The 25,670-nt window shown below is 70.9% G+C and carries 27 protein-coding genes and 1 pseudogene; 15 read left to right on the top strand and 13 right to left on the bottom strand.

The annotated features are described in order from the left end of the window. The first annotated feature begins 219 nt into the window (after positions 1 to 219). The 3 genes from ACOBQB_RS03160 to ACOBQB_RS03150 are packed head-to-tail and all read left to right on the top strand — an operon-like array spanning position 220 to position 3,286. On the top strand, positions 220 to 1,539 hold the full coding sequence (locus ACOBQB_RS03160) for an ABC transporter substrate-binding protein (RefSeq protein ID WP_423588593.1): 1,320 nt from the start codon (positions 220 to 222) through the stop codon (positions 1,537 to 1,539). Between the two features lie 38 nt (positions 1,540 to 1,577). Then, the gene (locus ACOBQB_RS03155) at positions 1,578 to 2,456 is read left to right on the top strand and encodes a carbohydrate ABC transporter permease (RefSeq protein WP_423590355.1); all 879 of its coding nucleotides are present in this window, start codon (positions 1,578 to 1,580) and stop codon (positions 2,454 to 2,456) included. After that, positions 2,450 to 3,286, top strand: a complete 837-nt coding sequence (locus ACOBQB_RS03150; protein WP_423588591.1) for a carbohydrate ABC transporter permease — start codon at positions 2,450 to 2,452, stop codon at positions 3,284 to 3,286. The genes ACOBQB_RS03155 and ACOBQB_RS03150 overlap by 7 nt, the downstream gene beginning before the upstream one ends. A 12-nt stretch (positions 3,287 to 3,298) precedes the next feature. Here the strand turns inward: ACOBQB_RS03150 and ACOBQB_RS03145 are convergent. Continuing rightward, positions 3,299 to 3,742: pseudogene (locus ACOBQB_RS03145) on the bottom strand (GNAT family N-acetyltransferase). After that, the gene (locus ACOBQB_RS03140; protein ID WP_423588589.1) at positions 3,739 to 4,677 is read right to left on the bottom strand and encodes a MerR family transcriptional regulator; all 939 of its coding nucleotides are present in this window, start codon (positions 4,675 to 4,677) and stop codon (positions 3,739 to 3,741) included. Before ACOBQB_RS03140 ends, ACOBQB_RS03145 begins: the two are co-directional and overlap by 4 nt. A 1,076-nt stretch (positions 4,678 to 5,753) precedes the next feature. Between ACOBQB_RS03140 and ACOBQB_RS03135 the strand changes: the two genes are divergently transcribed. Genes ACOBQB_RS03135 through ACOBQB_RS03115 form a run of 5 tightly spaced genes read left to right on the top strand, consistent with a single transcriptional unit; the run spans position 5,754 to position 10,285 of the window. Continuing rightward, positions 5,754 to 5,864: a keywimysin-related RiPP gene (locus tag ACOBQB_RS03135; protein ID WP_423588587.1), complete on the top strand. Its 111-nt coding sequence runs from the start codon at positions 5,754 to 5,756 to the stop codon at positions 5,862 to 5,864. A gap of 26 nt (positions 5,865 to 5,890) precedes the next feature. Further along, positions 5,891 to 7,747 (top strand): lasso peptide isopeptide bond-forming cyclase, encoded by a 1,857-nt coding sequence (locus tag ACOBQB_RS03130; RefSeq protein ID WP_423588586.1) that lies wholly within the window; start codon positions 5,891 to 5,893, stop codon positions 7,745 to 7,747. Beyond that, a complete protein-coding gene (locus ACOBQB_RS03125; RefSeq protein ID WP_423588585.1) occupies positions 7,744 to 7,998 on the top strand; it encodes a lasso peptide biosynthesis PqqD family chaperone in 255 nt (84 codons plus the stop codon). The genes ACOBQB_RS03130 and ACOBQB_RS03125 overlap by 4 nt, the downstream gene beginning before the upstream one ends. Beyond that, positions 7,995 to 8,429, top strand: coding sequence for a lasso peptide biosynthesis B2 protein (locus ACOBQB_RS03120; protein WP_423588584.1), 435 nt, complete (start codon positions 7,995 to 7,997; stop codon positions 8,427 to 8,429). Before ACOBQB_RS03125 ends, ACOBQB_RS03120 begins: the two co-directional genes overlap by 4 nt. Further along, positions 8,426 to 10,285, top strand: coding sequence for an ABC transporter ATP-binding protein (locus ACOBQB_RS03115; protein WP_423588582.1), 1,860 nt, complete (start codon positions 8,426 to 8,428; stop codon positions 10,283 to 10,285). The genes ACOBQB_RS03120 and ACOBQB_RS03115 overlap by 4 nt, the downstream gene beginning before the upstream one ends. A gap of 6 nt (positions 10,286 to 10,291) precedes the next feature. On the opposite strand, the gene ACOBQB_RS03110 is transcribed toward ACOBQB_RS03115, so the two are convergent. Continuing rightward, positions 10,292 to 11,680: a M1 family metallopeptidase gene (locus ACOBQB_RS03110; RefSeq protein WP_423588580.1), complete on the bottom strand. Its 1,389-nt coding sequence runs from the start codon at positions 11,678 to 11,680 to the stop codon at positions 10,292 to 10,294. A gap of 316 nt (positions 11,681 to 11,996) precedes the next feature. On the opposite strand from ACOBQB_RS03110, the gene ACOBQB_RS03105 reads away from it, so the two are divergent. Next, on the top strand, positions 11,997 to 13,589 hold the full coding sequence (locus ACOBQB_RS03105) for a carbohydrate-binding protein (RefSeq protein WP_423588578.1): 1,593 nt from the start codon (positions 11,997 to 11,999) through the stop codon (positions 13,587 to 13,589). Between the two features lie 30 nt (positions 13,590 to 13,619). Here the strand turns inward: ACOBQB_RS03105 and ACOBQB_RS03100 are convergent, their stop codons facing one another. Further along, the gene (locus tag ACOBQB_RS03100) at positions 13,620 to 15,131 is read right to left on the bottom strand and encodes an MFS transporter (RefSeq protein WP_423588576.1); all 1,512 of its coding nucleotides are present in this window, start codon (positions 15,129 to 15,131) and stop codon (positions 13,620 to 13,622) included. Between the two features lie 168 nt (positions 15,132 to 15,299). Here ACOBQB_RS03100 and ACOBQB_RS03095 point away from each other — a divergent pair, with 168 nt between their 5' ends. Further along, on the top strand, positions 15,300 to 15,770 hold the full coding sequence (locus tag ACOBQB_RS03095) for a MarR family winged helix-turn-helix transcriptional regulator (protein ID WP_423588574.1): 471 nt from the start codon (positions 15,300 to 15,302) through the stop codon (positions 15,768 to 15,770). 120 nt (positions 15,771 to 15,890) lie between these two features. Here the strand turns inward: ACOBQB_RS03095 and ACOBQB_RS03090 are convergent, their stop codons facing one another. From ACOBQB_RS03090 to ACOBQB_RS03080, 3 genes are all read right to left on the bottom strand, one after another. Further along, positions 15,891 to 16,112 carry a helix-turn-helix domain-containing protein gene (locus ACOBQB_RS03090; protein ID WP_423588572.1) on the bottom strand — a complete coding sequence of 74 codons (222 nt, stop codon included), beginning with the start codon at positions 16,110 to 16,112 and terminating at the stop codon, positions 15,891 to 15,893. Continuing rightward, positions 16,112 to 16,609, bottom strand: coding sequence for a DUF2975 domain-containing protein (locus ACOBQB_RS03085; RefSeq protein WP_423588570.1), 498 nt, complete (start codon positions 16,607 to 16,609; stop codon positions 16,112 to 16,114). Before ACOBQB_RS03085 ends, ACOBQB_RS03090 begins: the two co-directional genes overlap by 1 nt. Before the next feature lie 78 nt (positions 16,610 to 16,687). Next, on the bottom strand, positions 16,688 to 17,827 hold the full coding sequence (locus ACOBQB_RS03080; RefSeq protein WP_423588568.1) for a glutamate--cysteine ligase 2: 1,140 nt from the start codon (positions 17,825 to 17,827) through the stop codon (positions 16,688 to 16,690). Positions 17,828 to 17,983: 156 nt separating this feature from the next. Here ACOBQB_RS03080 and ACOBQB_RS03075 point away from each other — a divergent pair, with 156 nt between their 5' ends. The 4 genes from ACOBQB_RS03075 to ACOBQB_RS03060 all read left to right on the top strand — a co-directional run bounded on the left by ACOBQB_RS03075 (position 17,984) and on the right by ACOBQB_RS03060 (position 20,701). Next, positions 17,984 to 18,949, top strand: coding sequence for an LLM class F420-dependent oxidoreductase (locus ACOBQB_RS03075; RefSeq protein ID WP_423588566.1), 966 nt, complete (start codon positions 17,984 to 17,986; stop codon positions 18,947 to 18,949). Positions 18,950 to 19,025: 76 nt separating this feature from the next. Beyond that, positions 19,026 to 19,442, top strand: coding sequence for a hypothetical protein (locus ACOBQB_RS03070; protein WP_423588564.1), 417 nt, complete (start codon positions 19,026 to 19,028; stop codon positions 19,440 to 19,442). A gap of 933 nt (positions 19,443 to 20,375) precedes the next feature. Further along, complete coding sequence (locus ACOBQB_RS03065; RefSeq protein ID WP_423588562.1) at positions 20,376 to 20,558, top strand: hypothetical protein; 183 nt, start codon at positions 20,376 to 20,378, stop codon at positions 20,556 to 20,558. Further along, positions 20,555 to 20,701, top strand: a complete 147-nt coding sequence (locus ACOBQB_RS03060; RefSeq protein ID WP_423588560.1) for a DUF6766 family protein — start codon at positions 20,555 to 20,557, stop codon at positions 20,699 to 20,701. Before ACOBQB_RS03065 ends, ACOBQB_RS03060 begins: the two co-directional genes overlap by 4 nt. Positions 20,702 to 20,718: 17 nt before the next feature. Here ACOBQB_RS03060 and ACOBQB_RS03055 read toward each other — a convergent pair whose 3' ends face one another. The 5 genes from ACOBQB_RS03055 to ACOBQB_RS03035 all read right to left on the bottom strand — a co-directional run bounded on the left by ACOBQB_RS03055 (position 20,719) and on the right by ACOBQB_RS03035 (position 23,817). Next, complete coding sequence (locus ACOBQB_RS03055; protein ID WP_423588558.1) at positions 20,719 to 21,765, bottom strand: iron-containing redox enzyme family protein; 1,047 nt, start codon at positions 21,763 to 21,765, stop codon at positions 20,719 to 20,721. Further along, positions 21,762 to 22,013, bottom strand: coding sequence for a CDGSH iron-sulfur domain-containing protein (locus tag ACOBQB_RS03050; RefSeq protein WP_423588556.1), 252 nt, complete (start codon positions 22,011 to 22,013; stop codon positions 21,762 to 21,764). Before ACOBQB_RS03050 ends, ACOBQB_RS03055 begins: the two co-directional genes overlap by 4 nt. Further along, a complete protein-coding gene (locus ACOBQB_RS03045) occupies positions 21,997 to 22,689 on the bottom strand; it encodes a HemK2/MTQ2 family protein methyltransferase (protein WP_423588555.1) in 693 nt (230 codons plus the stop codon). Before ACOBQB_RS03045 ends, ACOBQB_RS03050 begins: the two co-directional genes overlap by 17 nt. A 124-nt stretch (positions 22,690 to 22,813) precedes the next feature. Next, complete coding sequence (locus tag ACOBQB_RS03040; protein WP_423588553.1) at positions 22,814 to 22,984, bottom strand: hypothetical protein; 171 nt, start codon at positions 22,982 to 22,984, stop codon at positions 22,814 to 22,816. Positions 22,985 to 23,295: 311 nt separating this feature from the next. Further along, positions 23,296 to 23,817 carry a DUF6328 family protein gene (locus ACOBQB_RS03035; RefSeq protein ID WP_423588551.1) on the bottom strand — a complete coding sequence of 174 codons (522 nt, stop codon included), beginning with the start codon at positions 23,815 to 23,817 and terminating at the stop codon, positions 23,296 to 23,298. A gap of 148 nt (positions 23,818 to 23,965) precedes the next feature. Here ACOBQB_RS03035 and ACOBQB_RS03030 point away from each other — a divergent pair, with 148 nt between their 5' ends. Next, positions 23,966 to 24,199 carry a DUF5133 domain-containing protein gene (locus tag ACOBQB_RS03030; protein ID WP_423590354.1) on the top strand — a complete coding sequence of 78 codons (234 nt, stop codon included), beginning with the start codon at positions 23,966 to 23,968 and terminating at the stop codon, positions 24,197 to 24,199. 22 nt (positions 24,200 to 24,221) lie between these two features. Here ACOBQB_RS03030 and ACOBQB_RS03025 read toward each other — a convergent pair whose 3' ends face one another. Beyond that, positions 24,222 to 25,619: an NADP-dependent succinic semialdehyde dehydrogenase gene (locus tag ACOBQB_RS03025; RefSeq protein WP_423588549.1), complete on the bottom strand. Its 1,398-nt coding sequence runs from the start codon at positions 25,617 to 25,619 to the stop codon at positions 24,222 to 24,224. Positions 25,620 to 25,670: the final 51 nt, after the last annotated feature.

The following is a 25,670-nucleotide window of genomic DNA, read 5'->3' as shown; positions in this document are numbered from 1 at the left end:
CTTTGTTGAGCTGCGTGTTCTCGGGCCCTCGTGGTCCTGTCGCCGGAGGCCCCGCGGCGGCCGAAGCCGTGCCCGCGGAACTTCTCCGTCTCCACCCTGGTACCGGTATCAGATTCTCTGTACAGTCGCCGCACACAAAGCGGTCCACGTCACGGATTCCGCGGCGGATCCGAGGTGCCCGGCGGCACCGGCGGTCCCATTCCGAGCGAAAGGAAGCCCATGCGCGCTCGTGCGACGACGAGGTACGCGGCACTCTTCGGGGCCTCGGTTCTCGCCCTCACCGGCTGCTTCGCCGGGCCGGCGCCGGCGCCGGCGGCCGATGTCGGGGCCGAGCCGGAGTTCTCCGGCACCCTGAGCATCCTGACCAAGTTCGCGGGTGACCCGCTCAGCCCCTACTTCGAGGACCTCGCCGCCGCCTACGAGCGGAAGCACCCGGGGGTGACGGTGGAGCTCATCCAGGAGACCGACCAGAGCATCAAGGACAAGGCCAAGACGCTCACGGCCTCCAACGCCCTGCCCGACGTCTACTTCACCTGGACCGGGAACTGGGCCGACAACTTCGTCCGCGGCGGCCGGGCGGCGGACCTCACCGAGGTCATCGGCCCTGACACCGCGTGGGGGAAGACCTTCAGCAAGTCGTCCCTGTCCGCCTTCGCCCGCAAGGGCAAGTACTACGGCATACCCCTCTACAACAACGGCAAGTTCATGGGCTACAACAAGGCGGCGTTCGCCAAGGCCGGTGTCGAGGTCCCGACGACCTTCGACGAGCTGATCGACAGCTGCTCCGACCTACGCGCGGCCGGATACGAACCCATCGCCTTCGGCAACAAGGACGGCTGGCCCGCGCTGCACTACCTCCAGCAGCTCTTCGCGTACAACGTGCCCGCCACCGTCCGTGAGGCGGACAACCATCCCGAGACGGCGGCCTTCGACGACCCGGGCTACCTCACCGCTCTCCGGCAGTTCAAGACCCTCGTCGACTCGTGCACCGACACCCGGGGCGGCACCAACGGCGTCCTCTACACCTCGGCGCAGGAGGCGTTCGCCCGCGGCAAGGCGGCGATGTACTACCAGGAGATCCTCGAATTCGACAGCGCGACCTCGGGCGGGCCCCTCAAGCCGAAGGACCTGGGGATCCTCCCTCTGCCCGCCCCGCGGGGCGCGAAGGGGGACCCGAAGGTGATCGAGGGGGCGCCGGAGGGATACTTCGTCAACGCGCGGTCGCCGCGCGCGGCCCTCGCCGTCGACTTCATGAAGTTCGTGACCGGACCGAAGAACGCCGCGACCCTCTCCTCACCGCCGTACGGCCAGCCCAGCACGGTGGTCGGAGCCGTCACCCCCAAGACGTCGAGCAAGGCCGTCTTCGAGGGCATCGAGAAGGTCAACGAGGCCCCGGACCTGGTCGGATGGCTCGACATGGTCACCGCCCCCGAGGTCGCCGACGCCTGGCTGGCCGGCGGCGAGGCGCTGATCAGCGGCGGCATGTCTGCCGAGAAAGTACTTGAGAGCGTCCGCCGAACCTCCGAGTCCGCCAAGTAGCCCGCCGCGCTGCCGAAGGGAACAAGCTGGTGCGCACCATGTGCCGACGGGCACTCGGGCTGGCCTGGGTCGTTCCGGCCCTCGTCGTGCTCGGAGTCTTCGTCTACCTCCCGCTCATGCAGAACTTCGGGTTCTCCACGCTCACGTGGGACATCTACAGCGGTGACCAGGAGTACGTCGGCCTGGAAAACTACCGCAGGCTCTTCGGCGACCCGGTCTTCTGGTCGTCGTTCGCCAACAACCTCTGGTACGCGGTCATCTCCATCGTGTTCCAGGTCTTCGGCGCCCTGCTGCTCGCCGCGCTCGTCGAGAGCGTACGCAGCGAGCGGTGGCAACGCGCCCTCCGCGGCGTCTACTTCATCCCCTCGGCGATCTCTCTGACCGTCGCGGGACTGCTCTTCTACTTCGTCTACGAGCCCAACATCGGCCTGCTCAACCACGTGCTCGACGAGGTCGGGCTGCGGGAGTTCGCCCAGCCGTGGCTGGGGCAGGAGAGCACAGCGATGTTCGCGATCATCGCCATGAGCCAGTGGCAGGGCTTCGGGTACTGCACCCTGCTCTTCGCCATCGCGATCCAGCGCATCCCCTCCGAGCTCTACGAGGCGGCCGCCCTCGACGGCGTCGGAGCCGTCCGCCGCTTCTTCCAGGTGACGCTGCCCCTGGTGCGCGAGATGACGGGACTCATGATGATGGTGACCGTCTCCGGCGCGTTCCAGGTGTTCAACGAGGTCATGGTGATGACCAGCGGAGGCCCCAACAACTCGACCCAGGTCCTCGGCACCTGGCTGTACCGCAACGGTTTTGTACGCAACGACTTCGGCTCGGCCGCGGCGATCGGCACCGTGCTCTTCGTGATCACGCTCACCATCGCCATGGCGCAGCTGTGGATCACCCGTAGGAAAAGGGTGGAATGGTGACTCGTCTCGGCTTCCTCGGCGTGATCGCACGCCTGTTCCTGTGGGCCTTCCTGCTCGGCCTGGCGGTGGTCGTGCTCTATCCGCTGCTGTGGATGGTCCTCAACGGCTTCAAGACCAACGCCGAACTCTTCGACAACCCCTTCGCGCTGCCGGGCTCCTGGAGTTTCGACAACTACCAGAAGGCGTGGAACCGCGGGGTCAGCGACTACCTCATGGCCAGTGTGCTCGTCACGGTGACCTCGACGATCGCGACCGTCTTCATCAGCGCCTGGGCGGCGTACGGCCTCACCCGGGTGAACCTCCCGCTCAACAAGGTACTCACGGCCGTCATCCTCGGCGGGCTCATGCTCACCCCCACCGTGGCGCTGGTGCCACTCGTGCAGATGTTCCAGAGGATGGGTCTGTACAACAGCTTCTGGGCGCTGCTCATCCTGTACACGGCCTTCCGGGTGCCGTTCACCACCTTCCTCATCCGCGCCTACATGATCGACCTCCCGCGCGAGGTCGACGAGGCGGCCGAGATCGACGGCGCGGGACGCGGGACCGCTTTCTGGCGGATCATCCTGCCGATGTGCAAGCCGATCATCACCTCCACCGTCCTGCTGCACGTCCTGTTCGCCTGGAACGAGTACCTCTTCGCGATGGTGTTCACCAACGGCAGCGACGCCCAGACCCTGCCGGTCGGGCTGACCAGCCTCATGAGCAAGCACGGCACGGACTTTCCCGTCGTCTTCGCGGGGATGGCGATCGCCGCGGTGCCGGTGGTGCTGCTGTTCTTCTTCGGCCAGCGCTACATCGTCAAGGGCCTCGCCGACGGCATCGGGAAGTGACGGGCACGTGGGTCAGAGGTCGCGCGTCCGTACGTGCACGTGACCGGCAAGGGGGTAGGCGGGCGGTGCCGGGGGCAGGAGCGTGGCCAGTGCGTACCGGCTCTTCTGCGACGCGGCATGACGCTGTGTCGTCCACTTGATGCAGGAGTTCACGGCGCGTTGGTTCGTTGCCGGGGAAGGCGGTGAAGGCCCAGTCCGTCAGTGCCTGTAGTGCGCGGGGTGTCCTCCCCGGCCGCGCGCGTGCGCTGCCGTCCAGTAGCCGACCTCGGCGGACGCAGTGCCCCAATGAGCCGCGCTCGCCGCGTCGTTCACCGATGAGCTCGTCCACCGGCGCAGGGCGTCATCCCGATGCAGTGCAACCAGGTCGGCAGCGTCCGCCGGGCTCCGGGGACGCAGTACGAGAGCAGGGGCCCACGGTGTGGCGTCTGCCTCGACCCGTGCGACGATCTTCGTCATCGGGCTGCCCGTATCCGCAGAGCTGTGACGGACCAGTCGATCACCGGGGTGAGGCGTTCCGGCGTCGGCCAGCCGTTGATCAGCGCGAGCAGCCGGAAGTACTCGTCCCTGCGCGGATCGCTCGCGGCTTCCAGGCGGTGCAGCAGCCACCGGTGCGGCTCGGCGTCATCGGGGCGGCCGTGGGCGAGCGCGCAGTGGGCGGTGAGGGCCGCGACGACGGGATCGGCCCGGGGCGAGTCGGGGCTGATGCCGCGTGCCACGGCCGGCCCGACGAGATCTCGGACCATGGCGATCATGTCTGGGCGCGGCGGCGCAGGGGCGTCGTCGGGCAGGTCGGCCGCGTGGTCTTCGGCCAGGCGCCGCTCAGTGGCGCGGAAATCGGGGTCCATAGACAGTTCGGCCAGCTCCACCCATGCTCTGACCTGTTCGTCTGTGGCGCTGTCGGGAAGCTCGGGTGTCATGGAACGCCGGGCTGCGGCGTGGTAAGAGCCACGGTGGAGGCCTTCGAAGACGCTGTTGAGGAAGTCGTCGACCAGGCGTCGGCGTTCCGTTTCGGACAGCGTGGCCAGCTGGTGCATGAGTTGCATCTCCTCGGGAGTGGGTTCGCGTGTGGCGGCGGCTGCCAGAACCACCCGCCGCAGACGCAGGATGCTGATCTGCGCGTCAAGTGCGGCAGCGTGTTCCGCGGCGACCTCGCTGAGTGTGAGTTCCTGGTCCACGACCCGCCGGATCATGGCGAGGCCGAGTCCCAGTTCTCGCAGTGTTCGCACGAGGGCAAGGCGAGCGACGGTGTCCAGGGCGTAGAGCCGGTAGCCGGCGTGGGTGCGGTCGGCGGGCTCGACGATGCCCCGATCGGAGTAGAACCGGATCGTCTTGACCGTCAGTCCGGTGCGCTGGGCCAGTTCGCCGATCGAGTAGAGGGTGCCGTCGTTCATGAGCTCACCTTCTTGTCTCCCCCTGCGGGAGACTCAAGTGTGCGGCCCAGGTCTCCACCCTTGCCGCGTTCGAGACGGGCGCCGGGGCGTTCGGCTGTACGTCTCCAGCTCGCGGCGGGCAAGCGTCTTGACTGCGCAGGCGCCACTGTGCGGGATGTGCCCGGCCAGTAGCCGGTCCTTCTCTGCGGGTGAGGCGCGAGGCCGGCCAGGCATCTCCGGTCGCTGCGGCGAGCTCGGCGGCCTGCCGGTCGTGGCCGCCCACCAGCTTCCGACTCCAGGTACCACCCCTTCATGCGCGGCTTCGGCTGCCGCAGACGCGTAAGCGAGTCCTGGGCCACAGCGCGTACGCCCGCCACGAACGCGGCGACGGGCCCCACTCGGCGGCAGTCGAAGTGCACCAACACGTGGCGGGACCATACGTCCGCTGCACGACCCTCATCACCCGCTGACCCCCGGACGCGTACCACTGGAGTCGAACCTGGTCAACGACTCCCGCGCCCTCGCGGCCTTGCTCGACGAGATCGGCGACCGCGTCCGGCACGTCCACCTCGTCGACGGACGGCCCGCCGGACACCTCGCGTGGGGCGACGGCGAACTGCCGCGTGCCGACCGACCTGTCGGCCCCCGACAGCCGAGGGTACGACCGCCGGATGACGTTCGAGCTGTTCGGCGACGGCAGCTACGCCCGGGACCCGCGGGCGGCGGTCGAACAGTGCCCTGCGCGGGTCGGCCTCGCCTGACGCGAAGCCTCTCGGTTGCGTGCCCCGCGCGCGGTGCGCCGGGCGGCGCCCCCGCCCGTCGCGTGCGCGGTCCGGCCGCCACCTCGGCCGGTGCGCCGACGGCACGGTGCAGGTCGGACGGTGTCCGCCGCCTCAAACGCCTCCCTGCGCCACCCCCCTTCGGCAACCGCGAAGTCGACATGCAGACCGAATGGCACCCACGCCGCCCCCTTGAAAGTCTGTTGATATGACTTATCTCGTGCGTCTTGCTCGTACCGCGTTCCGCCCCGCTAGCTGGTGAGACCGCCGCCGGCCACACGGAAGGCCGACGGCACCGCTCACAGCGAGGTGATGGGAATGAAGAAGACGTACGAGGCTCCGACGCTCGTCCGACTGGGGTCGTTCCGTGAGAAGACCGGCCTGCTGCAGCGCAGCGGCAACGACCGCCTGGTCCTCAGCAAGAACTGACGGCGGCCGACACGTAACGCGACTCCATGTCAGACACGCATGAGAGTGCGGAACCGGGCCGCGGCGACGCCCACTTCGCGGTCTTTCCCGACCGCGAGGAGGCGGCCGTCGCGGCCCGCTTCTTCCGTCACCCCGGTACCCGCGTCCTGCCGCACGCCTCCGGCCGCCCCTGGCTGATCGGCCGCTGGTCGGGTACGGAAATCACCGTGGCCCGGGCCGGCAACACGGCCCTGGCCGCCGTCGGGTGGTGTCCGGCCGACCCGCGGCAGCTCGAACGCCGGGCCGCCCGCATGCGCGACCTCACCGAACTCGACGTCCTGGCCCGGTCCCTGCCCGGCAGCTTCCACCTGGTGGCCACCCACGACGGGCAGCTCAGGGTGCAGGGCAGCGCCTCCGGGCTGCGGCTGGTCTTCCACGCGCGGATCGGCGGCGTCCACGTGGCCGCGACGAGCGCGGACCTGCTCGCCACGGCCCTCGGGAGCAAGCCGGACACCGGCCGACTGGCCACCCGGCTCCTGTGGCCCGTGCCCCATCCGCTGTACGAGACCTCGCTCTGGCAGGAAGTCGACGCGGTCTCCCCGGAGGACGCCCTGATCGTCTCCGCGGACGGACGCCGGGTCCGCACGTCACGCTGGTGGCGGCCCCCGGAGCCGACCCGCACCATCCAACAGGGCGCGCCCGCCGTCCGCGAGGCGCTGGCCGAGGCCGTGGCGGTGCGGACCCGGCCGGGCGGCGTGGTCAGCTGCGACCTCTCCGGCGGCCTGGACTCCACCTCCGTCTGCTTCCTCGCCGCCCGCTCCACCGCTTCCGTAGTGGCGGCGACCTGGCCGGGACGGGACCCCGCAGACACCGATCTGGCCTGGGCCCGGCAGGCGGCGGAGCACCTGCCGAAGGTCGACCACGTCGTCTGGGACGCGGACGCGTCGGCCCTGGTCTACTCGGACCTGCTCGGCATCGACGACCTCCTCGACGAGCCGACCATCGGGGTCATGGACCGCTCACGCGTCCTGCAACACCTGCCGTGGCTGGCCGGACGCGGCAGCCAGGTGCACCTCACCGGCATCGGCGGCGACCACGTCGCCTGGTGCTCGGAGGCGTACTACCACCGGCTGCTGCGCACCCGCCCGTTGTACGCGCTGCGTCAACTGCGGGGCTTCCGCGCCCTGTGGACCTGGCCGCTGGGCGCCACGGCGCGTGCCCTCGCCGACTCCCGTACGTACCCCCGCTGGCTGGCCGACTCCGTGCGCCGGCTGCGCGCTCCGATGCCGGATTCCTCCGTCACGGGAAGCCTCGGCTGGGGGATGTCGCCCCGCCTGTTCCCCTGGATGACCTCCGAGACGGAACGGCTCGTCCGGCGGGCCCTGCTGGACTCGGCCGCGCGGGCCGAGCCGCTGCACGCGGACCGTGGCCTGCACACCGACCTGGAACTGATCCGCACCTGTACGCGCATCATCCGCCAGTGGGAGCGCATGGCGACCCGGGCGGGACTTCCGATGGCGTCGCCGTACCTGGACGACCGCGTGATCGAGGCGTGCCTGGCGGTACGGCCGGACGACCGCGTCACGCCGTGGCAGTACAAACCGCTGCTCACCGAGGCGATGCGCGGAATCGTCCCGGAGGAGTGCCTGCGGCGTGCCAACAAGGCCGAGGCGTCGATGGACGCGTCGGACGGACTGCGCCGCCACCGGGGCGACCTGCTGACTCTGTGGACCGACTCCCGGCTGGAAAGCCTCGGCCTGGTGGACGGCGGCGAACTGCGCCGGCTCGCCCAGCGGCCCTCCGCGCCGGGCCTGCGCGACGCGATCCTCTACTCGACCATCGCGTGCGAGGTGTGGCTGCGCACCCGGGACCACGCCCCGCACCAGAAAGGCCTGATCCCATGACGCTCCGATTCGGCACCGACGTCTCCACCGCGGAGACGCAGTACGGAACGGTGCTCCTCGACCAGCGCACCGGTGACTACTGGGAACTCAACCCCACGGGCGCCCTGGTGGTGCGAACACTCATGGAAGACGGCGACGAGGCGGCCGCCGTCACGGCCCTCGTCGCCCAGTTCGCCATCGACCCCGACCGCGCGCAGCAAGACGTGACGGCACTGGTACGCGACCTCCGGAACGCGGGACTGGTCTCATGACCACGCCCAGTGCCCTGGACCGGCCCACCGGCGTCCCCCTCGCCCGCCGACTGACGGCCCGCCTGGTCCTCGTCCCCGCGCTGGCCCTGTCGTTCCTGCCGCCGCGGCACATCCGCGCCGTACTGGAGCGCGTACGCCGTGGCGCGCGGCCCGCCACCCCCGCGCAGGCCGCCGCGGCCCGCGAGGCGCTGTGCGCGGTCAGCCTGCGCTGCGCGGGTCCGCGCGGCTGCCTCCCACGCTCGCTCGGGGCCGCCCTGCTGTGCCGGGTGCACGGCACCTGGCCCACCTGGTGCACCGGGGTGCGCAAGGTACCGCCGTTCTCCGCCCATGCCTGGATCGAGGCAGGGGGCCGTCCCGTCGGGGAGGGCGTCCCGGACGACTACTTCGCGCGCCTTGTGACGGTGGCCCCGGCGCGGCGGGCGGGGACGTGAGCGACACCGCCGTCGCGGACGACGCCCCGGCCGGCACCGGCCCGGACGACCGCGGAACGGGACGGTCGAAGCCGTCCACGGACCGTACGACGGGAGGTTCGGTCGCCTCGCTGTTCCGTCTGACGTCCGGACACCGGCCCAGTATCGCCCTGGCGGCCGGGCTGACCCTGGCCGCGTCCGCCCTCGGCCTCGCCCAGCCCCTCATCGCCAAGCACGTCGTGGACTCCAGCGCCCGCGGCGAGATGCTGTGGCCGTTCCTGCTGCTCCTGTCCGGCCTCTTCGTCGCCGAGGCCGCCACGGGAGCGATGGGGCGCTTCCTGCTGGACCGCATGGGCGAGGGCGTGGTCCGCATGGTGCGCCACGGGCTCGTCTCGCGGCTGCTGCGGCTGGAGATGCGGGAGATGGACCGGCACCGCCGCGGCGACCTGGTCTCCCGCGTCACCGCCGACACCACCCTGCTGCGGGACGTCGTCTCCCAGGCCCTGGTCGACCTCCTCACCGGCTGCCTCGTCTCGGCGGGGGCGCTGCTGCTGATGCTGTGGCTCGACCCGCTGCTGCTGCTCCTGGTCGTGGCGACGGTGGCCCTGGCCGCGGCCGTCGTCGCCACGCTCCTGAAGGGCATGCGGGTGGCGTCCGAGCAGATGCAGACCTCCGTGGGCGCCGTCGCCGCCGAACTGGAGCGGGCCCTCGCCGCCCTGCCGGTGGTCCGGGTGTACCGGGCCGAGGAACGCGAGGCGCACCGCATCGGCGAGCGGGTGGACTCGGCCCACCGGTCGGGCGTACGGACGGCGAAGCTGGCCGCCGTGATGAGCAGCGCCGTCGAACTCGCCGTCCAGGGCTCCTTCTTGCTGGTCCTGGTCGTCGGCGGCATGCGGGTCGGCGGCCGGGGAGCGGACTCCCTCGGGGACCTGGTCGCCTTCCTGCTGTACGCCTCGTACCTGGTCATGCCCCTGTCGTCGGTGTTCCGCGCCATCGGCCTGATCCAGCGCGGCACGGGCGCGTACCTGAGGATCGACGAAGTCCTCGCCCTCCCGGAGGAACCCGCGGAGCAGCCCGCCCACGTCTCCGGCACGCTGCCGGGCACCACCCCGTGCGCCCCGGCCCCCGCGCTCGAACTGACCGACATCCACTTCGCCTACGTACCGGGCCGACCGGTCCTGCGCGGAGCGACCTTCGCCGTGCCGCATCACGGACTCGTGGCGCTCGTCGGCCGCTCGGGAGCCGGCAAGAGCACCCTCTTCTCCCTGATCGCACGGCTCTACGACCCCGACACCGGGACCATCCGCTTCGACGGCCGCCCCGCGACGTCCCTGAGCCGCCGGCAGTGCCGCGCGGGCATCGCCCTCGTCGACCAGAACACCCACGTACTGGAGGGCACACTCCGCGAGAACATCACCTACGCCGCCCTCGACGCCACGGACGACGAGATCCTCCGCGTCGTACGGCTGACCCGGCTCGACCACGTGGTGCGGCGGTTGCCCGGCGGCCTGGACGGCAGACTCGGCGACCACGGCGGCACCCTCTCGGCGGGAGAACGCCAACGCGTCGCCTTGGCCCGCGCCCTGCTCGCCCGCCCACGACTGCTCCTGCTCGACGAACACACCTCACACCTGGACGCCGTCAACGAGAGGGCGCTCACCCGGGCGTTGAGCGACATCAGCCGGGACTGCGCGGTCCTCGTCATCGCCCACCGCCTCTCCACCGTGCGGCACGCCGACCGGATCGTCGTCCTCGAAGACGGCCACACGGTGGCCTCGGGCCACCACGACCACCTCCTCGCCCACAGCCGGGCGTACCGCGAGCTGGCCGCCACGCACGTCCTGCACGGTCCTGGTCCGGAGGACGGCGAGCGGTGAACCACGTCAGGGGTTCGACGGCTTCTTCTTGTCGAAGAGCCAGGTCTTGAACACGCCGGAGAGATCGGCCCCTGACCTGTTCTCGCACAGGGAGATGAAGTCCTGGGTGTCTGCGTTCTTGTGCCGGTACTTCTTGGTCCACTCCTGGAGGATGCCGAAGAAGACCTCGTCGCCGACCTCCTCGCGCACCTTGTGCAGCGTCATGGCGCCGCGGCCGTACACCGGCGGATCCGACACCTGGCCGCTCCTGGGCGGATCGCCCGGAGGGAAGTCCCAGATGTGTTTGCTCTCGCGGTGACTGCCGTCGTAGAAGGAGTCGAAGGTCTGCTGGGCGGTCCGGCCGCCGTGATCCTCCTGCCAGAGCCACTCCGCGTAGGTGGCGAAGCCTTCGTTCAGCCACATGTCCTTCCACTCGCGCGGCGTGACCGAGTTGCCGAACCACTGGTGCGCCAGCTCGTGCACCAACAGCGTGTCCTCGGGCGCGGAGTCGAAGTACGGCTTGGTCTGGGTCTCCAAGGCGTAACCGAGGTCGGGGAGATGGTCCACGACGGCGCCCACGGAAGAGAAGGGGTACGGGCCGAAGCGCTCGCTCGCCCAGTCGGTGATCTCCGGTACCAGGTCCCGTACGTCGTCGGAGCCCGCGGGCTCGTCCTCGTCCGGGTCGACGGCGACGTAAACGGGCAGGTCGTCGGAGGTCCACCTCTTGTAGATGTCGAAGTAGCCGACGACCACGCTCGCGAGGTAGCTCGCCATGGGTTCCTCGCTGCGCCAGTGCCTGACGACGCGGTCCCCGGTGTCCTCCTCCTTCTTCAACTCGCCGTTGGCGACCACGTCGTAGGGGTCGCCGTCCTCGTCCTTGGGCACGGAGACCGTGATGTCGTAGGCGGCTTTGTCGGAAGGATGGTGGTTGCCCGGGAACCAGGCCATGGAACCGGTGGGTTCACCGAGGGCGGTCGAGCCGTCGTCCGTCTCGATCCAGCCCTCGACCGCTCCATCGGCGTCTTCGATCATCCGGGGCGTGCCGTCGTACTCGACGGTCGTTTTGAACGTCCGGCCCTTCCGCAGTGGCCGGACGGGCGTCACCGTCAACTCGTCCTTCTGGCGCGAGAATCGGGCATCCGCGCCGTTCACCGCGGTGCCGCGCACTTTCAGGCCGGTGAAGTCGAGGTTGAGGCGGCTCAGATCCTGGGTGGCGCGGGCGGTGATGACCGCGGTGCCCTTGAGGTGGTTGGTCTCCGGGGTGTAGGCGATGGTCAAGTCGTAGTGCGAGACGTCGTAGCCGCCGTTCCCCAATGAGGGGAACAGCGCGTCGCCGACGCCGGGCGCGCCCGCTCGGCCCGATACCGCTCGGCCTGATGAGGAGCCGCCGCCGCCCGTGCAGCCGACTCCCGCCATGAGCACCATGCTCAGGAGTAACGCGTACGGGCGTGCCGACCGGGCCGACCACGTCGTGCTCCGCGGTCCACCTGCCGTGGCGTGGATCATGCTGCCTTCCCCCTGTCTCCCGGTCATCCGGTCATCCGATCATGTCGCATGGGGCGCAGCCACGTCGGGGAGGCGCATCCTCAGGCTTTCAGCCCGCTGCACGGTGTTCACGTATATGGCACGTAATCATATACGTGTCTATTGACGTGCCCACGGCAAGCGCCTACGGTCCTGGGAAAGCGCAGAGAAAGCGCTTTCCCCTCGACTCGAAACCTGGAGACGAACGGTGAAATCGAGACCAGTCATCGCGTCCGTCGGCCTCCTCGCCGGCTCACTCGTCGCTCTGTCCGCCACCACGGCGCAGGCCGCGCCCACCCGTCATGAGGCGGAGAGCACTCCCGCGGTCTGCACCGGCGCCATCGACTCCGACTGGGGCGGCTACTCGGGCAGCGGCTTCTGCAACGCCGACAACGCGGTCGGTGCCCACGTGCAGGTCACGGTGAACGCGCCCGCCTCGGGCACGGCGACCTTGCAGATCCGTTTCGCCAACGGCTCCGGCGCCGCGCGGCCCGCCAACATCACGGTGAACGGCTCGACGGCCGCGTCGGCGTCGGCGTCGGCGTCGGCGTCGTTCGAGAGCACCGGCACGTGGGACACGTGGGTGACGAAGACGCTGACCGTGCCGGTCAGTTCGGGCAGCAACACCATCCGGATCGTTCCCACCACCTCAGCCGGTCTGCCCAACATCGATTACGTCGACGCCGAAGCGGCCGGCACCACCCCGCCGCCGTCCGCGGCCGCGCTGTACGTGGCGCCGAACGGCACCGACGGCGCCGCCGGAACCCAGGCCGACCCGACCACGCTCACCTCGGCGATCTCCCGCGTCACTCCGGGCGGCACGATCCACCTGCGGGGCGGGACGTACCGCCACACGAAGACGGTCACCATCCCCGCGGGCAGCAACGGCACCCCCGCCGCCCGCACGCAGCTCTCCGCCTACCCGGGCGAGACGCCCGTGCTCGACTTCTCGGCGATGACCGAGGACCCCGCGAACCGGGGGCTCGCCGTGAACGGCGCGTACTGGCACGTCAAGGGCATCATCGTCGAACGGGCCGGTGACAACGGCATCTTCGTCGGTGGCAGCGGCAACGTCATCGAGCGCACCGTGACCCGCTTCAACCGCGACTCGGGGCTGCAACTCTCGCGGATGGCCTCCAGCACCCCGCGCGACCAGTGGCCGTCCCACAACCTCATCCTGAGCGCCGAGTCGCACGACAACGCCGACTCGGACGGTGAGGACGCCGACGGCTTCGCCTCGAAGCTCACCACCGGCCCGGGCAACGTTTTCCGCTACGCCGTCGCCCACCACAACATCGACGACGGCTGGGACCTCTACACCAAGACGGACACCGGGCCCATCGGCCCGGTGACCATCGAGGACTCGCTCTCCCACACCAACGGCACCCTGTCCGACGGCACCGTGAACTCCAACGGCGACCGCAACGGCTACAAACTCGGCGGCGAGGACATCGCGGTCGACCACGTGATCAAGCGCAGCATCGCCCACAACAACGGCAAGCACGGGTTCACCTACAACAGGAACCCCGGCAGGATGACGATGTCGGGCAACATCGGCGTCGGCAACGCCCAGCGCAACTTCTCGTTCGACGCCGGCACCACGGTCTTCCGGGACAACGTCTCGTGCCGCGGCGGCAGCGGGGCGAACGACAAGGTCGTCGGCGACGTCGACGGCTCGAACCAGTTCTGGTCCGGTGCGAACGGCTCCCGGTGCTCCGCGTACACCGGCGCGCTGAAGTGGTCCTTCGCCGCGGACGGCCGGCTGGTGGTGTCCTTCGGCGGTAACCGGGTGACGCCGTGACCGTGCTGCCGATGCTGCCCTGAGGTCGCGTCAGGCGGTGACGTCCGCCTTCGCGGGCTCGGCGGTCACCGTTCCGGCCGCCGCGCTGTCCGCCGCCTTCGATGTACGCAACTGGGTACGGCCCCTGCTCAGGCCGACCAGCGCCACCGCCACGATCAGGACGAACGCGACACCGGCGAGGGCGAAGCTGAGCGTGAACTGGCTCTCGGCGGGCAGCGCGGGTGCACCCGCCGGCAGGTTCTCCAGCGTCTTGGAGGCCAGCAGGGAGGTGATGATCGCGCTGGCGATCGCGCTGCCGACGGACCGGGAGATGGAGTTGAGGCCGTTGGCGATGCCCGTCTGGTGGTGCGGGACACTGGCCACGATGAGCGCGGGCATGGCGGCGTAACCGAAGCTGATGGCCACGCCGATCAGCATCCCGGCGAGGATGACCGACGCCGACGTGTCATGCGCGGCGGTCAGCCAGGCGAAGCCGGCGACGCCGAAGACGGCGCCCGTGGCGAGGGTGAACCGCGGCCCGATCCGTCCGACGAGCATGCCGCCGAACTGCGCGGCGACCAGCGAGATCACCGTCGTCGGCAGCAGGTACTCGACGGAGGACCGCAGGACCGAGGCCCCGAAGCCGTAGCCCGTGAGGTCCTTCGGCATCTGCACCAGGTACGCGACGCCGATGAACTGCGAGAACATCGCGAAGCCGAGGAAGAGCCCGGCGAGGTTGGTGAAGAGCACCGGCCGGTGGGCGAACATCCGCATGTCCACCATGGGCTCGCGGACCGTGCGCTCCACCAGCGTCCAGACGGCCGCCATCACGACGGCGCCGGCGAACAGGCCGAGGGTGCGGCCGGAGGTCCAGCCCCACTCGTGCCCTTGCGAGATCGGCAGCAGGAGCAGGACGAGGAGCGCCGCCAGGGTCGCCGCCCCGAGCCAGTCGGTCCGACCGCCCGCCGTGGACCGCGCCCCGGGAACGCGCATCAGAACGCCCACGAGGGCCACCACCGCGAGACCGGCCGCGAGCCAGAACACCCGGTGGTAGTCGGGGTCGGAACCCTGGGTGAGCAGGCCCGCCGCGACGAGCGCGAGACCGCTGCCGACCGCGAGCGTGCCGCTGACCATCGCCATCGCGCCGTGCAGCTTCGCCGGAGGCATCTGCTCCCGCAGGACCGAAAGGGCCAGCGGGAAGATCGCGGTGGCCGCGCCCTGGAGCACGCGGCCGACGATGAGCCACAGCAGCGAACTGGTGGTGGCGGCCAGGACCGATCCGGCGATCATCAGCAGCAGCACGCCGACCAGCGTGGGCTTCTTGCCGTGCATGTCGCCGAAGCGGCCGAGGAGAGGGGTGAAGACCGCGGCGGACAGCAGGGTCGCCGTGGTGACCCAGCTGACGTTCGCGGTGGAGGTGCCGAGGTCGCCCTGGATGATGCTCATGATCGGCACGACGAGGGTCTGCATCATCGAGACGATCATGGCGGCAAGGCCGAGGACCAGGACGAGCGAGGTGTCTCCTACGGGGCGTCTGTGCGCCGCGCGAGGTGTGGATGTCACGGGGTTACTTCCGTTGATCGAGCGCGTGGGGATGGCGGCCCCGGCGAGGCGGGGCGGGAACTTGAGGCATGCGAAGGTAAAGAACCAAGAAGGTTGACCTCCTCAAGCAACTCGATAGAGGTAAACACCGAAAGTTGAAGTCGTCAAGTTTCGAGTTACGCTGGTTCCATGCCCCAGACACCTGACGTGCGCCCCGGTTCGTCCCATGCCACGCTGCTCGACGCCCTGTGGGCCTCCATGGCGGGCCTCTACGGAGACCTGACCGCGGCCGCCGCGGCGCAGGGCCTCACCTACAGCCAGGCCAAGGCGCTGAACGTGCTGCGGCAGGGCGGCCCTGCCCCTATGCGGGTCCTGGCCGCCTCGTTCCGCTGTGACGCCTCGAACATGACCGGGATCGTCGACCGCCTGGAGAGCCGCGGCCTGGTCCGCCGCGAACCGAGCTCCACCGACCGGCGGGTGAAGAACGTCGTCCTCTCCGAGGAGGGCGCGGCCGCGGTCGAAAGCATCCGTGCCGGCATGCACGCCACCCACCAGGCGCTCGACGCGCTCAGCGAGGAGGAGCGGGCGACCCTCCAAGACCTCCTGGCCCGCCTGGCACCACCGGCGAGCACCGCCCCACGGGCACCGAAGGCACCTTGAGGTTCCCCAGGCACCCAGGGCACCTTGAGATCCCCCGGGCACCCAAACCCCTGCCGGTCGGGATCGAGGCCGCCGCGGTCCTCGGCCGAGCGGCAGGACCGGCGGCCGCCGCGGCCGGGGTCACCCGCCCGCGGCGTCCTCGGCCTCCCAGCGCAGCAATTCCCCCGGCTGGCACTCCAGCACCTCGCAGAGCGCGGCGAGCGTCGTGAAGCGCACCGCTTTGGCCCGGCCGTTCTTGAGCACCGCCAGATTGGCCGGGGTGATCCCGACGCGCTCGGCGAGCTCGCCCACGGACATTTTCCGCCGGGCCAGCATCACGTCGATGTCGACGGCGATCGGCATCAGATCACCTCGTCCAGCTCGGCCCGCATCCGGTGCGCCTCGACGTCGCGCGCGACGGCCTGCGCGAGCAGCATCCGCAGGACGAGCACGATGAGCGCCACCCCCAGGACCGCCACGCCGACCCCGCCCACCAGCAGGACCACGCCCGGCGCGACGGCCTCGCCGGGTGCCAGGAGCGCCCCGAGCGTGAACACCAGCAGGGCGGCCGCCACGAAGGCGCCGGTCACGGCATCCACGTACCGGAAGGAGGCATACGAGAACACGGTGCCGCGCCGCATCATCGTCACGAGCCGCCAGACGCAGACCATGACGACCTGGGCCGCCACGAAGCCGAGCAGCACGATGACGACGACAGGGACGCGGCGGGACGCGAGGTCACCGTCCGACCCCTCCAGGTCGATGGCCAGAAGCGGCACCAGCACCGCCTGGACGAACACCGAGCCGGCCGGCAGCGCCGCCAGTACACCGCGCAAGGCGCCCACCGTCAGCTTCCCCATTGCCGCTCCTTCGATTGATACACGATGGGAATGTATCGAAATTCGATAGGCTCGGCAATCGTCACGTCGGCGACCGCGTCACGCCGCCTGGGTCCGGCGGGCGCACTCCGCGACCATCGCGCCCAGGCTGCCCGTGCGTTCCAGCAGCTCCCGCTGTACGCGGGCTCCGGTGCCGTGCTCCAGCAGGCTTGTCGCCGTCTTGCGTGCCAGGTCGAGGTCGCCCGACTCCTCCAGGGCGTCCCGCACGTGATCCAGGAGTGCGGTCACCGCTTCCTCGCAGGGGACGGGTCGCATGGTCACCGGGTGCAGCAGGGCGTCGTCAAGCCCGGACCGCGCCGCCCGCCACCCGGCGAGACGCAGCACACTCACGCCGTGCCCCAGCGGTGGGCGCCCCGCCTTCCACTCGCGCGCGGCCGTCTCGACCAGGGCCCGCGCGAGGGTCGCGATCAGGACGGTGGTGGACGCGTCCAGGCACACATCGGCGACACGGATCTCGACGGTGGGGTAGCGGTGGGACAGCCGGGCGTCGAAATAGACCATTCCCCGGTCGCGCAGGACGCCGGTGGCGACCATGGCGCTCACCCGCTCCTCGTACCGCTCGGCGGAACCGAAGAGGTCGGTCGGCCCCGACATCGGCCAGCGCCCCCACACCCGGCTGCGGTAGCTGCTGTACAGGGTGTCGTTCCCTTGCCAGAAGGGAGAGTTGGCGCTCAGCGCCACCAGGACCGGCAGCCACGGGCCGATCCGGTCGAGCACCGCCACGCCTTCCTCGTCCGACTCGACCGAGACGTGGACGTGGCAGCCGCAGGTCAGCTGCTCCTGCGTGGTGAGGCCGAACTGTTCCTCCATCCACTGGTAGCGCTTGCTCACGTTGATCGAGGGGCTGACCGGCAGGGGAGAGGTGGCGAGGGCGGCGATCCCCGCTCCCAGGTCACCCGCGTGCCGCGCCGCCTCGGAACGCCACCGGACGATTTCCTGCATGAGGTCGTCCATGCTGGTCCTGGGCTGTGTCGCGAACTCCAGCTGCTGGCCGGTCAGCTCCTTCTCGAACGTCTCTTCCTCAGGGTCGCGGTAGTCGTCCGCGTGCCGCTCGGCGCCCCCGGACGTCTCGGCGATGTCCTTGGCCGCTCGTGCCAGAACCGCCGAGGACAGGGCCCGGGGCTCGCCACTCTCGCGATCGACGAGGAGGAGCTCCTCCTCCACTCCTACGGTGCGCAAGCGACGCCGCCTCTCTTCCATGGCTTCTTCCGTGGCTTCTCGGACGGCGGATGCCGCCGTGGTCACCCCCCTACCCGCATGTCGCGTTCGCAGCGCCTTCCGTGGCGGGGAACTGCCGGAGGTTTCAGCGGAGCCATTTCGGCAAAACGATGGATTATGGTGCAAATCGGCTACACAATGATGACTGAGCAAGCCGGGCCCCGCGCCCTGGTCGACGATGTGGTCGCCGCCGAGCAGGCGGGCTTCGACTTCTCCGTCACCTCGGACCACTACTTCCCGTGGCTGGAGTCCCAGGGGCACTCACCGTACGCCTGGAGCGTGCTCGGCGCCGCGGCCCAGGCCACCTCGCGGATCCCGCTCATGACGTACGTGACCTGTCCGACAGTGCGCTACCACCCGGCCGTGGTCGCGCAGAAGGCCGCGACGATGCAGCTGCTCTCCGAAGGCCGCTTCCGGCTCGGCCTCGGCTCGGGCGAGAACCTCAACGAGCACGTCGTCGGCGCCGGTTGGCCCTCCCCGCAGACCCGCCTTGAGATGCTGGAGGAGGCGATCGAGATCATCCGCGCCCTCTTCTCCGGGGACAACGTGAACCACCAGGGCACCCACTTCGACGTGGCGAACGCCCGCCTGTGGGACCTGCCGGACGAGCTGCCGCCCATCGGCGTCGCGGTCTCCGGCAAGCGGTCCTGCACCCTCGCCGGACGCCTCGCCGACCTCGTCATCGCGACCGAGCCCAAGGCCGAGCTGCTCGACTCCTTCGACCGGCACGGCGGCAGCGGCAAGCCCCGCGTGGGGCAGCTGCCCGTCTGTTACGACCCCGACAAGGACGCGGCGGTGGCCCGCGCCCACGACCAGTTCCGCTGGTCCATGGGCGGCTGGCCCGTCAACTCCGAGCTGCCGGGACCCTCGGGCTTCGCGGGCGCCACGCAGTTCGTCACCGAGCGGGACATCGCGGAGCAGATCCCCTGCGGCGACAATGTCGACGACTTCGTCGAGGCCGTACGCCCCTTCGCCGAGGCCGGCTTCACGGAGATCGCCCTCGTCCAGGTGGGCGGCGACCATCAGCGTCCCTTCATCGAGTGGGCCGAGAAGAGCCTGCTGCCCGCCCTGCGCGACCTGTGACCCGCCGGGTACCCGCCCCTGCACCGGGTACCCGTGCCCCTGTCAGGCATCAGCGACCCCACCGGAGAGAGTCAGCGTGAACGAGACACCTAACCCCGCTTCCCCCACCCAGCACCCCGACTCCGACCTGGTGCAAGTCGCGCTCGACGACTGCTCCCCGGCCGACGCGGACACCGTCTTCGCCGTGCTGAACGAGCACTTCCCGTCCGACCGCGGCTACGACGCGCCCCACCAGACGGCCGAGACGCGGCCCGCCGTCTGGACCGGCGTCTTCTGCGCCTCGCACACCCCGGAATCCATCCCCGGCGTTCTCCTCGCGGGCTCCGTCACCGCCGACCTGCAAGGCGGCCCCGTCGCGGTGAACCGGCTGCGCGCGGCGCTCGAATCGGCCTTCGACGCGAAGGTCACCGGCACCGTCTCCGGCGACCAGGAGGTCCAGACGCAGCTGCGCCTGAGGGGCGCGGAACGCGGGGAGCCGCGCGAGAAGGCGTGAGAGGGCGGGCGGGACGGCCCGCTTGAGGCGCGCTCGACAGGGTGGGCCCAGGGGCGCGCGGCGGGTGCCGGGAGCCTGGGCCGGGGCCCTGCGACGCCGGAAAGCCCCGCGAGGGCGGGCGCCCCTTGATGGGGGAGCCCCGCGTGTCGGGCGCCCTGCGACCGGTTCGTCCCGGGCCTGCTGGTGCCCCTGGACGGGGAACCTCGCGCGCGGGGCGCACCACGATCCGTATCCGTCCGCCTCGGGAGCGCCGGGGGCCCTGGATCGAGAGCCCCGCGTGTCGGGCGCACTGCGATCGGTCCGGCCTGCGGGCGCCGGGCAGCCCCCGGGCCGGGGTCCCGCGGGTGCCGGGAGTGCCGGGGCCGGGGACCGTGCGCGTTGGACGCATCACCTGGTTCCCCCCGTTCGGACAGCCCCCGGAGGTTCGTGCCTCTGGGGGCTCCGGCGTGCCTGGAGCATGAGTCTCCCGGCCACGTGGACCACCTGCCGCAACCGGCGGCCGCCTCCGCCCGGCGCACCTCGATCGGGCGCACCACGCGTGTCGGGCGCATACCTTCCGCTCCGGTCGGTGGCGTGCGGGCACCGTGGCGGAAGGCGGTCGCCCCCACGCGGATCGCTGCCGGGTGCGGCAGTCGATGGAGCGGCCGCCCCGAAGGGGAGCAGAAGTGGTGCGCGCAGTGAGGTCGGCAGTGCTCGCGGCGGCACTGGTCGGCGCGCTGACCGGCTGCGGCAACGCCGACGCACGTGAGGACGCCGCCGCGAAGGTGGCGTCCCGCTTCGAGGCGAGTCTGCGCGCGGACGACGCGGTACGCGGCTGCGCGGCGCTCGCCCCAGGGACCCGCGACGAACTGGAGCAGTCCTGCGAACCGCCCTGCCGCACGGGCCCTGCCCGAGGCGGGTCTGCCCCGCGCGATCCGCATCCGGGGTGTCGACGTGTACGAACGGCAGGCACACGTCGTCACCGACCGCGACACACTCTTCCTGCCGTCCTTCCCCGGCGGCTGGAAGGTCACCGCGGCCGGATGCACCCCGCGCCCGGAGAAGCCGTATCCGTATCTGCTCATGGTGGTCGGCGGGCTCGCCTACTGCGTGGCGCTGGGAGTGATGCAGCGATGATCCCGGTCCGGAGCCATGACCGGAACTTCGTACGTGTCGCCGTGGGGCCGATGGCCATCTTCTCCGTTTACCTGCGCCAGCGCGGCTGCCCGGAGTCGAAATCGGTGGGCTCAGCCCACGGCGCGACCGGCGCCGAGGGCTGAGCGGACGGACGTACGGCTCACTTCGCCGGGGCTTCCGGACCGAGCGCCCCGGGCAGCGGCGCACGCAGCGCACTGTCTCCCCGCCGCCAGCGGTCCAGGAGGCGCGCGCCGAGGCGGTCCTCCAGGAAGCCGGTGGCCCGGACGCCGAAGGCCACATCGGCGTCGAGCGCCGGTTCCGCGGCCAGCAGCCCGCCGACGACGTCACGGCGTACCACCTGCTCGTGCACGGCGTCCGCCTCCACGTGCTCGTCGTAGAACCGCTGGGCGGCCGGCCCCGCGCCGGCCCGGCGCAAGGCGTTGGCCAGCCGCCGCGAACCGGGCGACGAGGTCACCTCGACGGACGCGAAGTGCCCGACCAGCGCACCGCGGAGGGCGCGGTGCAGACCGAAGAGCGACATGAGGTTGACCGGGGCGAGGGCCTCTGCGGGGGCCGCGTCGGCGTAGTGGCCGTACGCCGTGTCCAGGCCCAGATCGGCCATGAGGTCGGCGAAGAGCCGGGCGTGGATCTCCTCCGGCCGCCCGGCACCGAACTCGTCGAACTCGATGGCCACCATGGCCGCCTTGGCCCGGCCGTGCAGCCGGGGGATGACCCAGGCGTGCGGATCGGCCTCCTTCAGGTGGTAGAGGGAGCGCAGTGCCGCGTACTCCCTGAGCTGCCACAGCTCCCCGTCGCGCTGGAGATGGTGGCTGACGCTCGACTCGTCGTGCCCGACGGGCTCCACCAGCAGCGCCGCCAGGGCCTCTTCGGCGCTCTGGTCCGACGGCACATCGGCCCGCAGAGCCGTCAGGAAACGCTGCTCCAACGTGTGCCGCAGTGCCAGCAATCCGGGATCCCACTCCCGCTCGTCGGGCACACCCTGGAAGCCCTGGTAGTGGAGTTCGTACAGGATGTAGAGGGCGAGCTGAAGGTCGTCCCCGTACGGGTCGGCGCGCGCCGCCTGTTGCTGTCGCGGCGGCGCGACGGGCCCGTCGTACAGCAGCGCGGCGGCGACGGCGTCGGACAGTTCGCCGCGCGCGGCCGGGATTTCGGGGCTGTGGAGGCGGGACTCGACGAAGACCGTCATGACGCGGTGTCCGTTTCCTGGTGGCCCGCCGTACGCGTCCGCCCGCCGTCCGGTTTCGCCCGGCGGCGGTGGCTGGTGTCGCACCAGGGATACGCGCGGCTGCGGCGGCACGTGCAGATCGCGACGGCGAAGCGCCGCGAGGCGTGGACGGTGCCGTCGTCGCCGACCACCTCGACCGGGCCCTCCACCAGGAGCGGCCCCTCGGGGTCGATCGTGACGCGGCGCGGCTGTTCAGCGGAGTTCGGCACGGATGACCACCAGCTCCTCCCGGTTCTCGTCGTCGCGCAGGAGACCGCGTCGCCGCAGCCAGGCCCGCCGGGACCGCAGCACGGGCCCGAACGGGATGAACTCCCGGTCGGTGACCTCGGCCTCCATGCCGAGCCCTGAGAGGCGGTCGAGCGTCGCGTCCGCGTCGCACAGCGCGGAGTGCACCATCAGCAGGACGCCGCCGGGGCGCAGGGCGCGGGGCGCGGCGTCACAGACGCGGTCCACGAGGGCCCGCCCGGCGGGGCCGCCGTCCCAGGCCCGCGCCGCGCCACGCCGGGGCAGTGGTGAAGGGGAGGGCACGTAGGGCGGGTTGCTGACCACGAGGTCGTAGGGGCCCTTCGGCAGCGCGGTCCGCAGGTCGCCGTGGCGCACGGTGACCGCCTGTCCGGACAGGCGCGCGTTGAGCCGTGCCGTCAGCACCGCTCGCCAGGAGATGTCGACGGCCGTGACCCGCGCGCCCCGTCGGGCCGCCGCGACGGCGAGCGCTCCGGTGCCGGTTCCCAGGTCCAGGACGGAGGTGCCCTCGTCGATACCTTCGCGGTGCAGGGCGCGGGTCAGGAGTTCGGTGTCGTACTGAGGTGCGTACACCCCCGGCGGGGCGAGCAGGTGTGCCGGACGGACCGGCGGCGGCATCGACGTCCGCGTGTGCGTGGTCATGCGGCATCTCCCGTCTGTGGGAACTCCACTAGGGGCGTTCCTCCCTCCACATTCCGCCGGTTCGGCATCGGTCACCACTTGAGACCTCACAGGTAGGGACACGTCACGAACAGTGCGGATCGCTTCATGCGTCTGTCCCGACCCAGGGTGCCCGCCCGGCCGTGATCCACACCTGTGCGGCCGTGACCCGGTCCTGCCTGGCTTCCTGGAGGAGTGGGCGGTACGCGCCCGGGAACGGCGCGGACGCGCCGACCGCGGCGACATCCGGTTCGGCGTACGCGATGTCGCTCTGCACGGCATGGACACCGACCGGCCCGCGGTGCCGTACACGGACCCCGCGGCCGGCGAACGCGTGCGGATCGACTGCGGGGCCAGTCGCTCGTCGAGGGGCGGCTCAGCGAGAAGCGTGTCCTCGACATGCACGACCGACGCGCTCGTCGTGTACGTCGGGGAACGGGACGAGCGAGGGCTGCGGGGCTGGTCGGCGGCAGCCTTGCGGCGGGTGGGGGAGTACCAGGAGTTTCTCCGAGTGGTTCGCGGGCCTCCTGTACGGAGCCTCGTCCGGTGACCCCTTTGGCTGCGAGCGGCGCGGCGCGCGTACGCGGGTCAGTTCGCCGACGTGTGGCGGTGCCGCGCCCAGGCGGGCAGCACGAACCAGCACAGCAGGTACCAGGCGACGACACCGGTCACCAGCCACGGCACGACCGTGTCGTCGGTGGCGACGCGCAGCACCAGCAGCAGCGCCGCCGTCAACGTGCCGAGCAGCAGGATCAGGCCGGCGAAGGTCAGCCGCGACGCCCACACCACCGCCTGCGGTTTGATCTGGCGGCCGGAGACGATGCGGTGGAAGGAGACAGGGCCGATGAGCGCTCCCGTCGCGGTCGAACCGAGGATCACGGTCACGACGTAGATCTTCTGATCGGTGTCGCCCAGCTCCGCGTAGCGCGGCGTGAAGACCACGGTGAGCAGGAAGCCGAACAGGATCTGCACCCCGGTCTGGGCCACCCGCACTTCCTGGATCAGCTCGGTCCAGCGGCGGTCGGCGCGCTCGCTCTCCGTCTCGCGGCGGTCGTCGTCCGTAGGTCCTGTTCCTGTCCCGTCCCGGGGCTGCCCGTTCGACGTGCTCACGCCACCGAGTCTGCCCACGAACCACAGAAACAACAATTCGGCGCGGTCACCAGCCAGGCCAATTGATCGGCACAGCACTGATTCGACCGTGTGAGGCGGGGCAGGCGGGTCGTGAGTGAACGTTGAACCCGAACCGCAGGAGGCCCTCGTGCTGCTGGCACACCCCGCCGTGCTGGAAGACCTGGTGGAACGCTACAAGGCCCTGGCGGTGCTCCGTGCCGATCAGGGGAGTGGTGCGGCGCGGCAGGAGTTCGAGGACGTCGCGTACAGCCTGTGCCTGGCCACCGGCACCAGCGACGTCGACGCGGCGCTCGTGGCCGCCAGCCACCGGCTGCCGGGGGCCAGGACGACGGACGATTCGCTGCTGTCCGGCTCCTCCTGACCCTGGTCGGCCACGGCGTGGCCTACTCAGCAGGGCCGTGCCAGACCGTCGTGGCGTTGCAGAACTCGCGGATGCCGTGGCCCGAGAGCTCCCGCCCGTAGCCGGAGCGCTTGACGCCGCCGAACGGCAGGCCGGGGTGGGAGGCGGTCATGCCGTTGAAGAAGACGCCGCCCGCCTGGAGGTCCCGTACGCAGCGCGCGATGTCCGTTTCGTCGCGGGTCCACACGTTTGAACTGAGCCCGAACGGTGTGTCGTTGGCGAGCGCCACCGCCTCGTCCAGGCCCGCCACGCGGTAGAGCGTGGCCACCGGGCCGAACGCCTCCTCGCGGTGGATGCGCATCCGCGGGGTGATGTCCGCGAGGACGGTGGGGGCGTAGAACCAGCCCCGCTCCTGCTCCTTGGGGCGCTGCCCGCCGCAGAGCGCGGTCGCGCCGTGGGACACCGCGTCGTCGACGAGTTCCTCCAGGTCGGCGCGGCCCTGCTCGCTGGAGAGGGGGCCGACGTCGGTCTCCTCGCTCAGCGGGTCGCCGACCGCCAACTCCCGCATTCCGGCGACGAATCGGTCCCGGAAGGCGTCGTAGACGTCGGCGTGGACGATGAAGCGCTTGGCGGCGATGCAGGACTGGCCGTTGTTCTGCACCCGCGCGGTCACCGCCGTCTTCGCGGCGCGTTCGATGTCGGCGCTCGGCAGCACCAGATAGGGGTCGCTGCCGCCCAGCTCCAGGACGGTCTTCTTGATCTCGTCGCCCGCCACGGACGCCACCGCGCGGCCGGCGGGCTCGCTGCCGGTCAGCGTCGCGGCGGCCACCCGCTCGTCCCGCAGGATGTCCTCGATGGCGTCCGAGCCGACGAGCAGCGTCTGGAAGCAGCCCTCGGGGTAACCGGCCCGGCGGAAGAGGTCCTCCAGGTACAGGGCTGTCCGCGGCACGTTCGAGGCGTGCTTGAGCAGGCCGACGTTGCCCGCCATGAGCGCGGGCGCGGCGAACCGCACAACCTGCCAGAGCGGGAAGTTCCACGGCATCACGGCGAGTACGACTCCGAGCGGGCGGTAGTGGACGACTGCCCGGGACGCCCCGGAGTCCTTCACGTCGGCCTGCGCGGGGTGCTCGTCCGCGAGGAGGCCCGCGGCGTGGTCGGCGTACCAGCGCATGGCCTTGACGCACTTCGCCGCCTCGGCCCTGGCGGCCTTGACCGGCTTGCCCATCTCCGTGGTCATGGTGCGGGCGACGCTCTCGGTGTCCTCCTCCAGCAGGTCGGCGGCCCGGCGGAGCAGGCGTGAGCGTTCCTCGAAACCGGTGGTGCGATGGCGGCCGTACGCGGCGTGGGCCGCCGCCAGGCGGCGTTCGATCTCCGCGGGCGCGATCGGCTCGAAGGTTTCGAGCGTCTCACCGGTGGCGGGGTTGACCGTGGCGATGGGCATGCCGTTCCTCCTCGGGACGCCTGGCGCGGCCGGGCTGGTGCGGTGGGGGCG

It is taken from the genome of Streptomyces sp. G5(2025) (assembly GCF_049542075.1).
In the GTDB taxonomy this organism is placed as follows: Bacteria; Actinomycetota; Actinomycetes; order Streptomycetales; family Streptomycetaceae; genus Streptomyces.
Note: the sequence above shows the minus strand (reverse complement) of the source record. Positions and strands in the feature narration are given on the sequence as shown.

Bases quoted from the DNA above. Each gene is read 5' to 3' on its own strand.
- ACOBQB_RS03045 (WP_423588555.1), bottom strand. From the start codon at position 22,689: ATGACCACGCACACGCGGACGTCGATGCCGCCGCCGGTCCGTCCGGCA.
- ACOBQB_RS03120 (WP_423588584.1), top strand. From the start codon at position 7,995: ATGACCACGCCCAGTGCCCTGGACCGGCCCACCGGCGTCCCCCTCGCC.
- ACOBQB_RS03085 (WP_423588570.1), bottom strand. From the start codon at position 16,609: ATGGGGAAGCTGACGGTGGGCGCCTTGCGCGGTGTACTGGCGGCGCTG.
- ACOBQB_RS03160 (WP_423588593.1), top strand. From the start codon at position 220: ATGCGCGCTCGTGCGACGACGAGGTACGCGGCACTCTTCGGGGCCTCG.
- ACOBQB_RS03055 (WP_423588558.1), bottom strand. From the start codon at position 21,765: ATGACGGTCTTCGTCGAGTCCCGCCTCCACAGCCCCGAAATCCCGGCC.
- ACOBQB_RS03025 (WP_423588549.1), bottom strand. From the start codon at position 25,619: ATGCCCATCGCCACGGTCAACCCCGCCACCGGTGAGACGCTCGAAACC.
- ACOBQB_RS03140 (WP_423588589.1), bottom strand. From the start codon at position 4,677: ATGAACGACGGCACCCTCTACTCGATCGGCGAACTGGCCCAGCGCACC.
- ACOBQB_RS03060 (WP_423588560.1), top strand. From the start codon at position 20,555: ATGATCCCGGTCCGGAGCCATGACCGGAACTTCGTACGTGTCGCCGTG.
- ACOBQB_RS03090 (WP_423588572.1), bottom strand. From the start codon at position 16,112: ATGCCGATCGCCGTCGACATCGACGTGATGCTGGCCCGGCGGAAAATG.
- ACOBQB_RS03150 (WP_423588591.1), top strand. From the start codon at position 2,450: ATGGTGACTCGTCTCGGCTTCCTCGGCGTGATCGCACGCCTGTTCCTG.
- ACOBQB_RS03135 (WP_423588587.1), top strand. From the start codon at position 5,754: ATGAAGAAGACGTACGAGGCTCCGACGCTCGTCCGACTGGGGTCGTTC.
- ACOBQB_RS03125 (WP_423588585.1), top strand. From the start codon at position 7,744: ATGACGCTCCGATTCGGCACCGACGTCTCCACCGCGGAGACGCAGTAC.
- ACOBQB_RS03095 (WP_423588574.1), top strand. From the start codon at position 15,300: ATGCCCCAGACACCTGACGTGCGCCCCGGTTCGTCCCATGCCACGCTG.
- ACOBQB_RS03130 (WP_423588586.1), top strand. From the start codon at position 5,891: ATGTCAGACACGCATGAGAGTGCGGAACCGGGCCGCGGCGACGCCCAC.
- ACOBQB_RS03155 (WP_423590355.1), top strand. From the start codon at position 1,578: ATGTGCCGACGGGCACTCGGGCTGGCCTGGGTCGTTCCGGCCCTCGTC.
- ACOBQB_RS03075 (WP_423588566.1), top strand. From the start codon at position 17,984: ATGGTGCAAATCGGCTACACAATGATGACTGAGCAAGCCGGGCCCCGC.
- ACOBQB_RS03110 (WP_423588580.1), bottom strand. From the start codon at position 11,680: ATGGCGGGAGTCGGCTGCACGGGCGGCGGCGGCTCCTCATCAGGCCGA.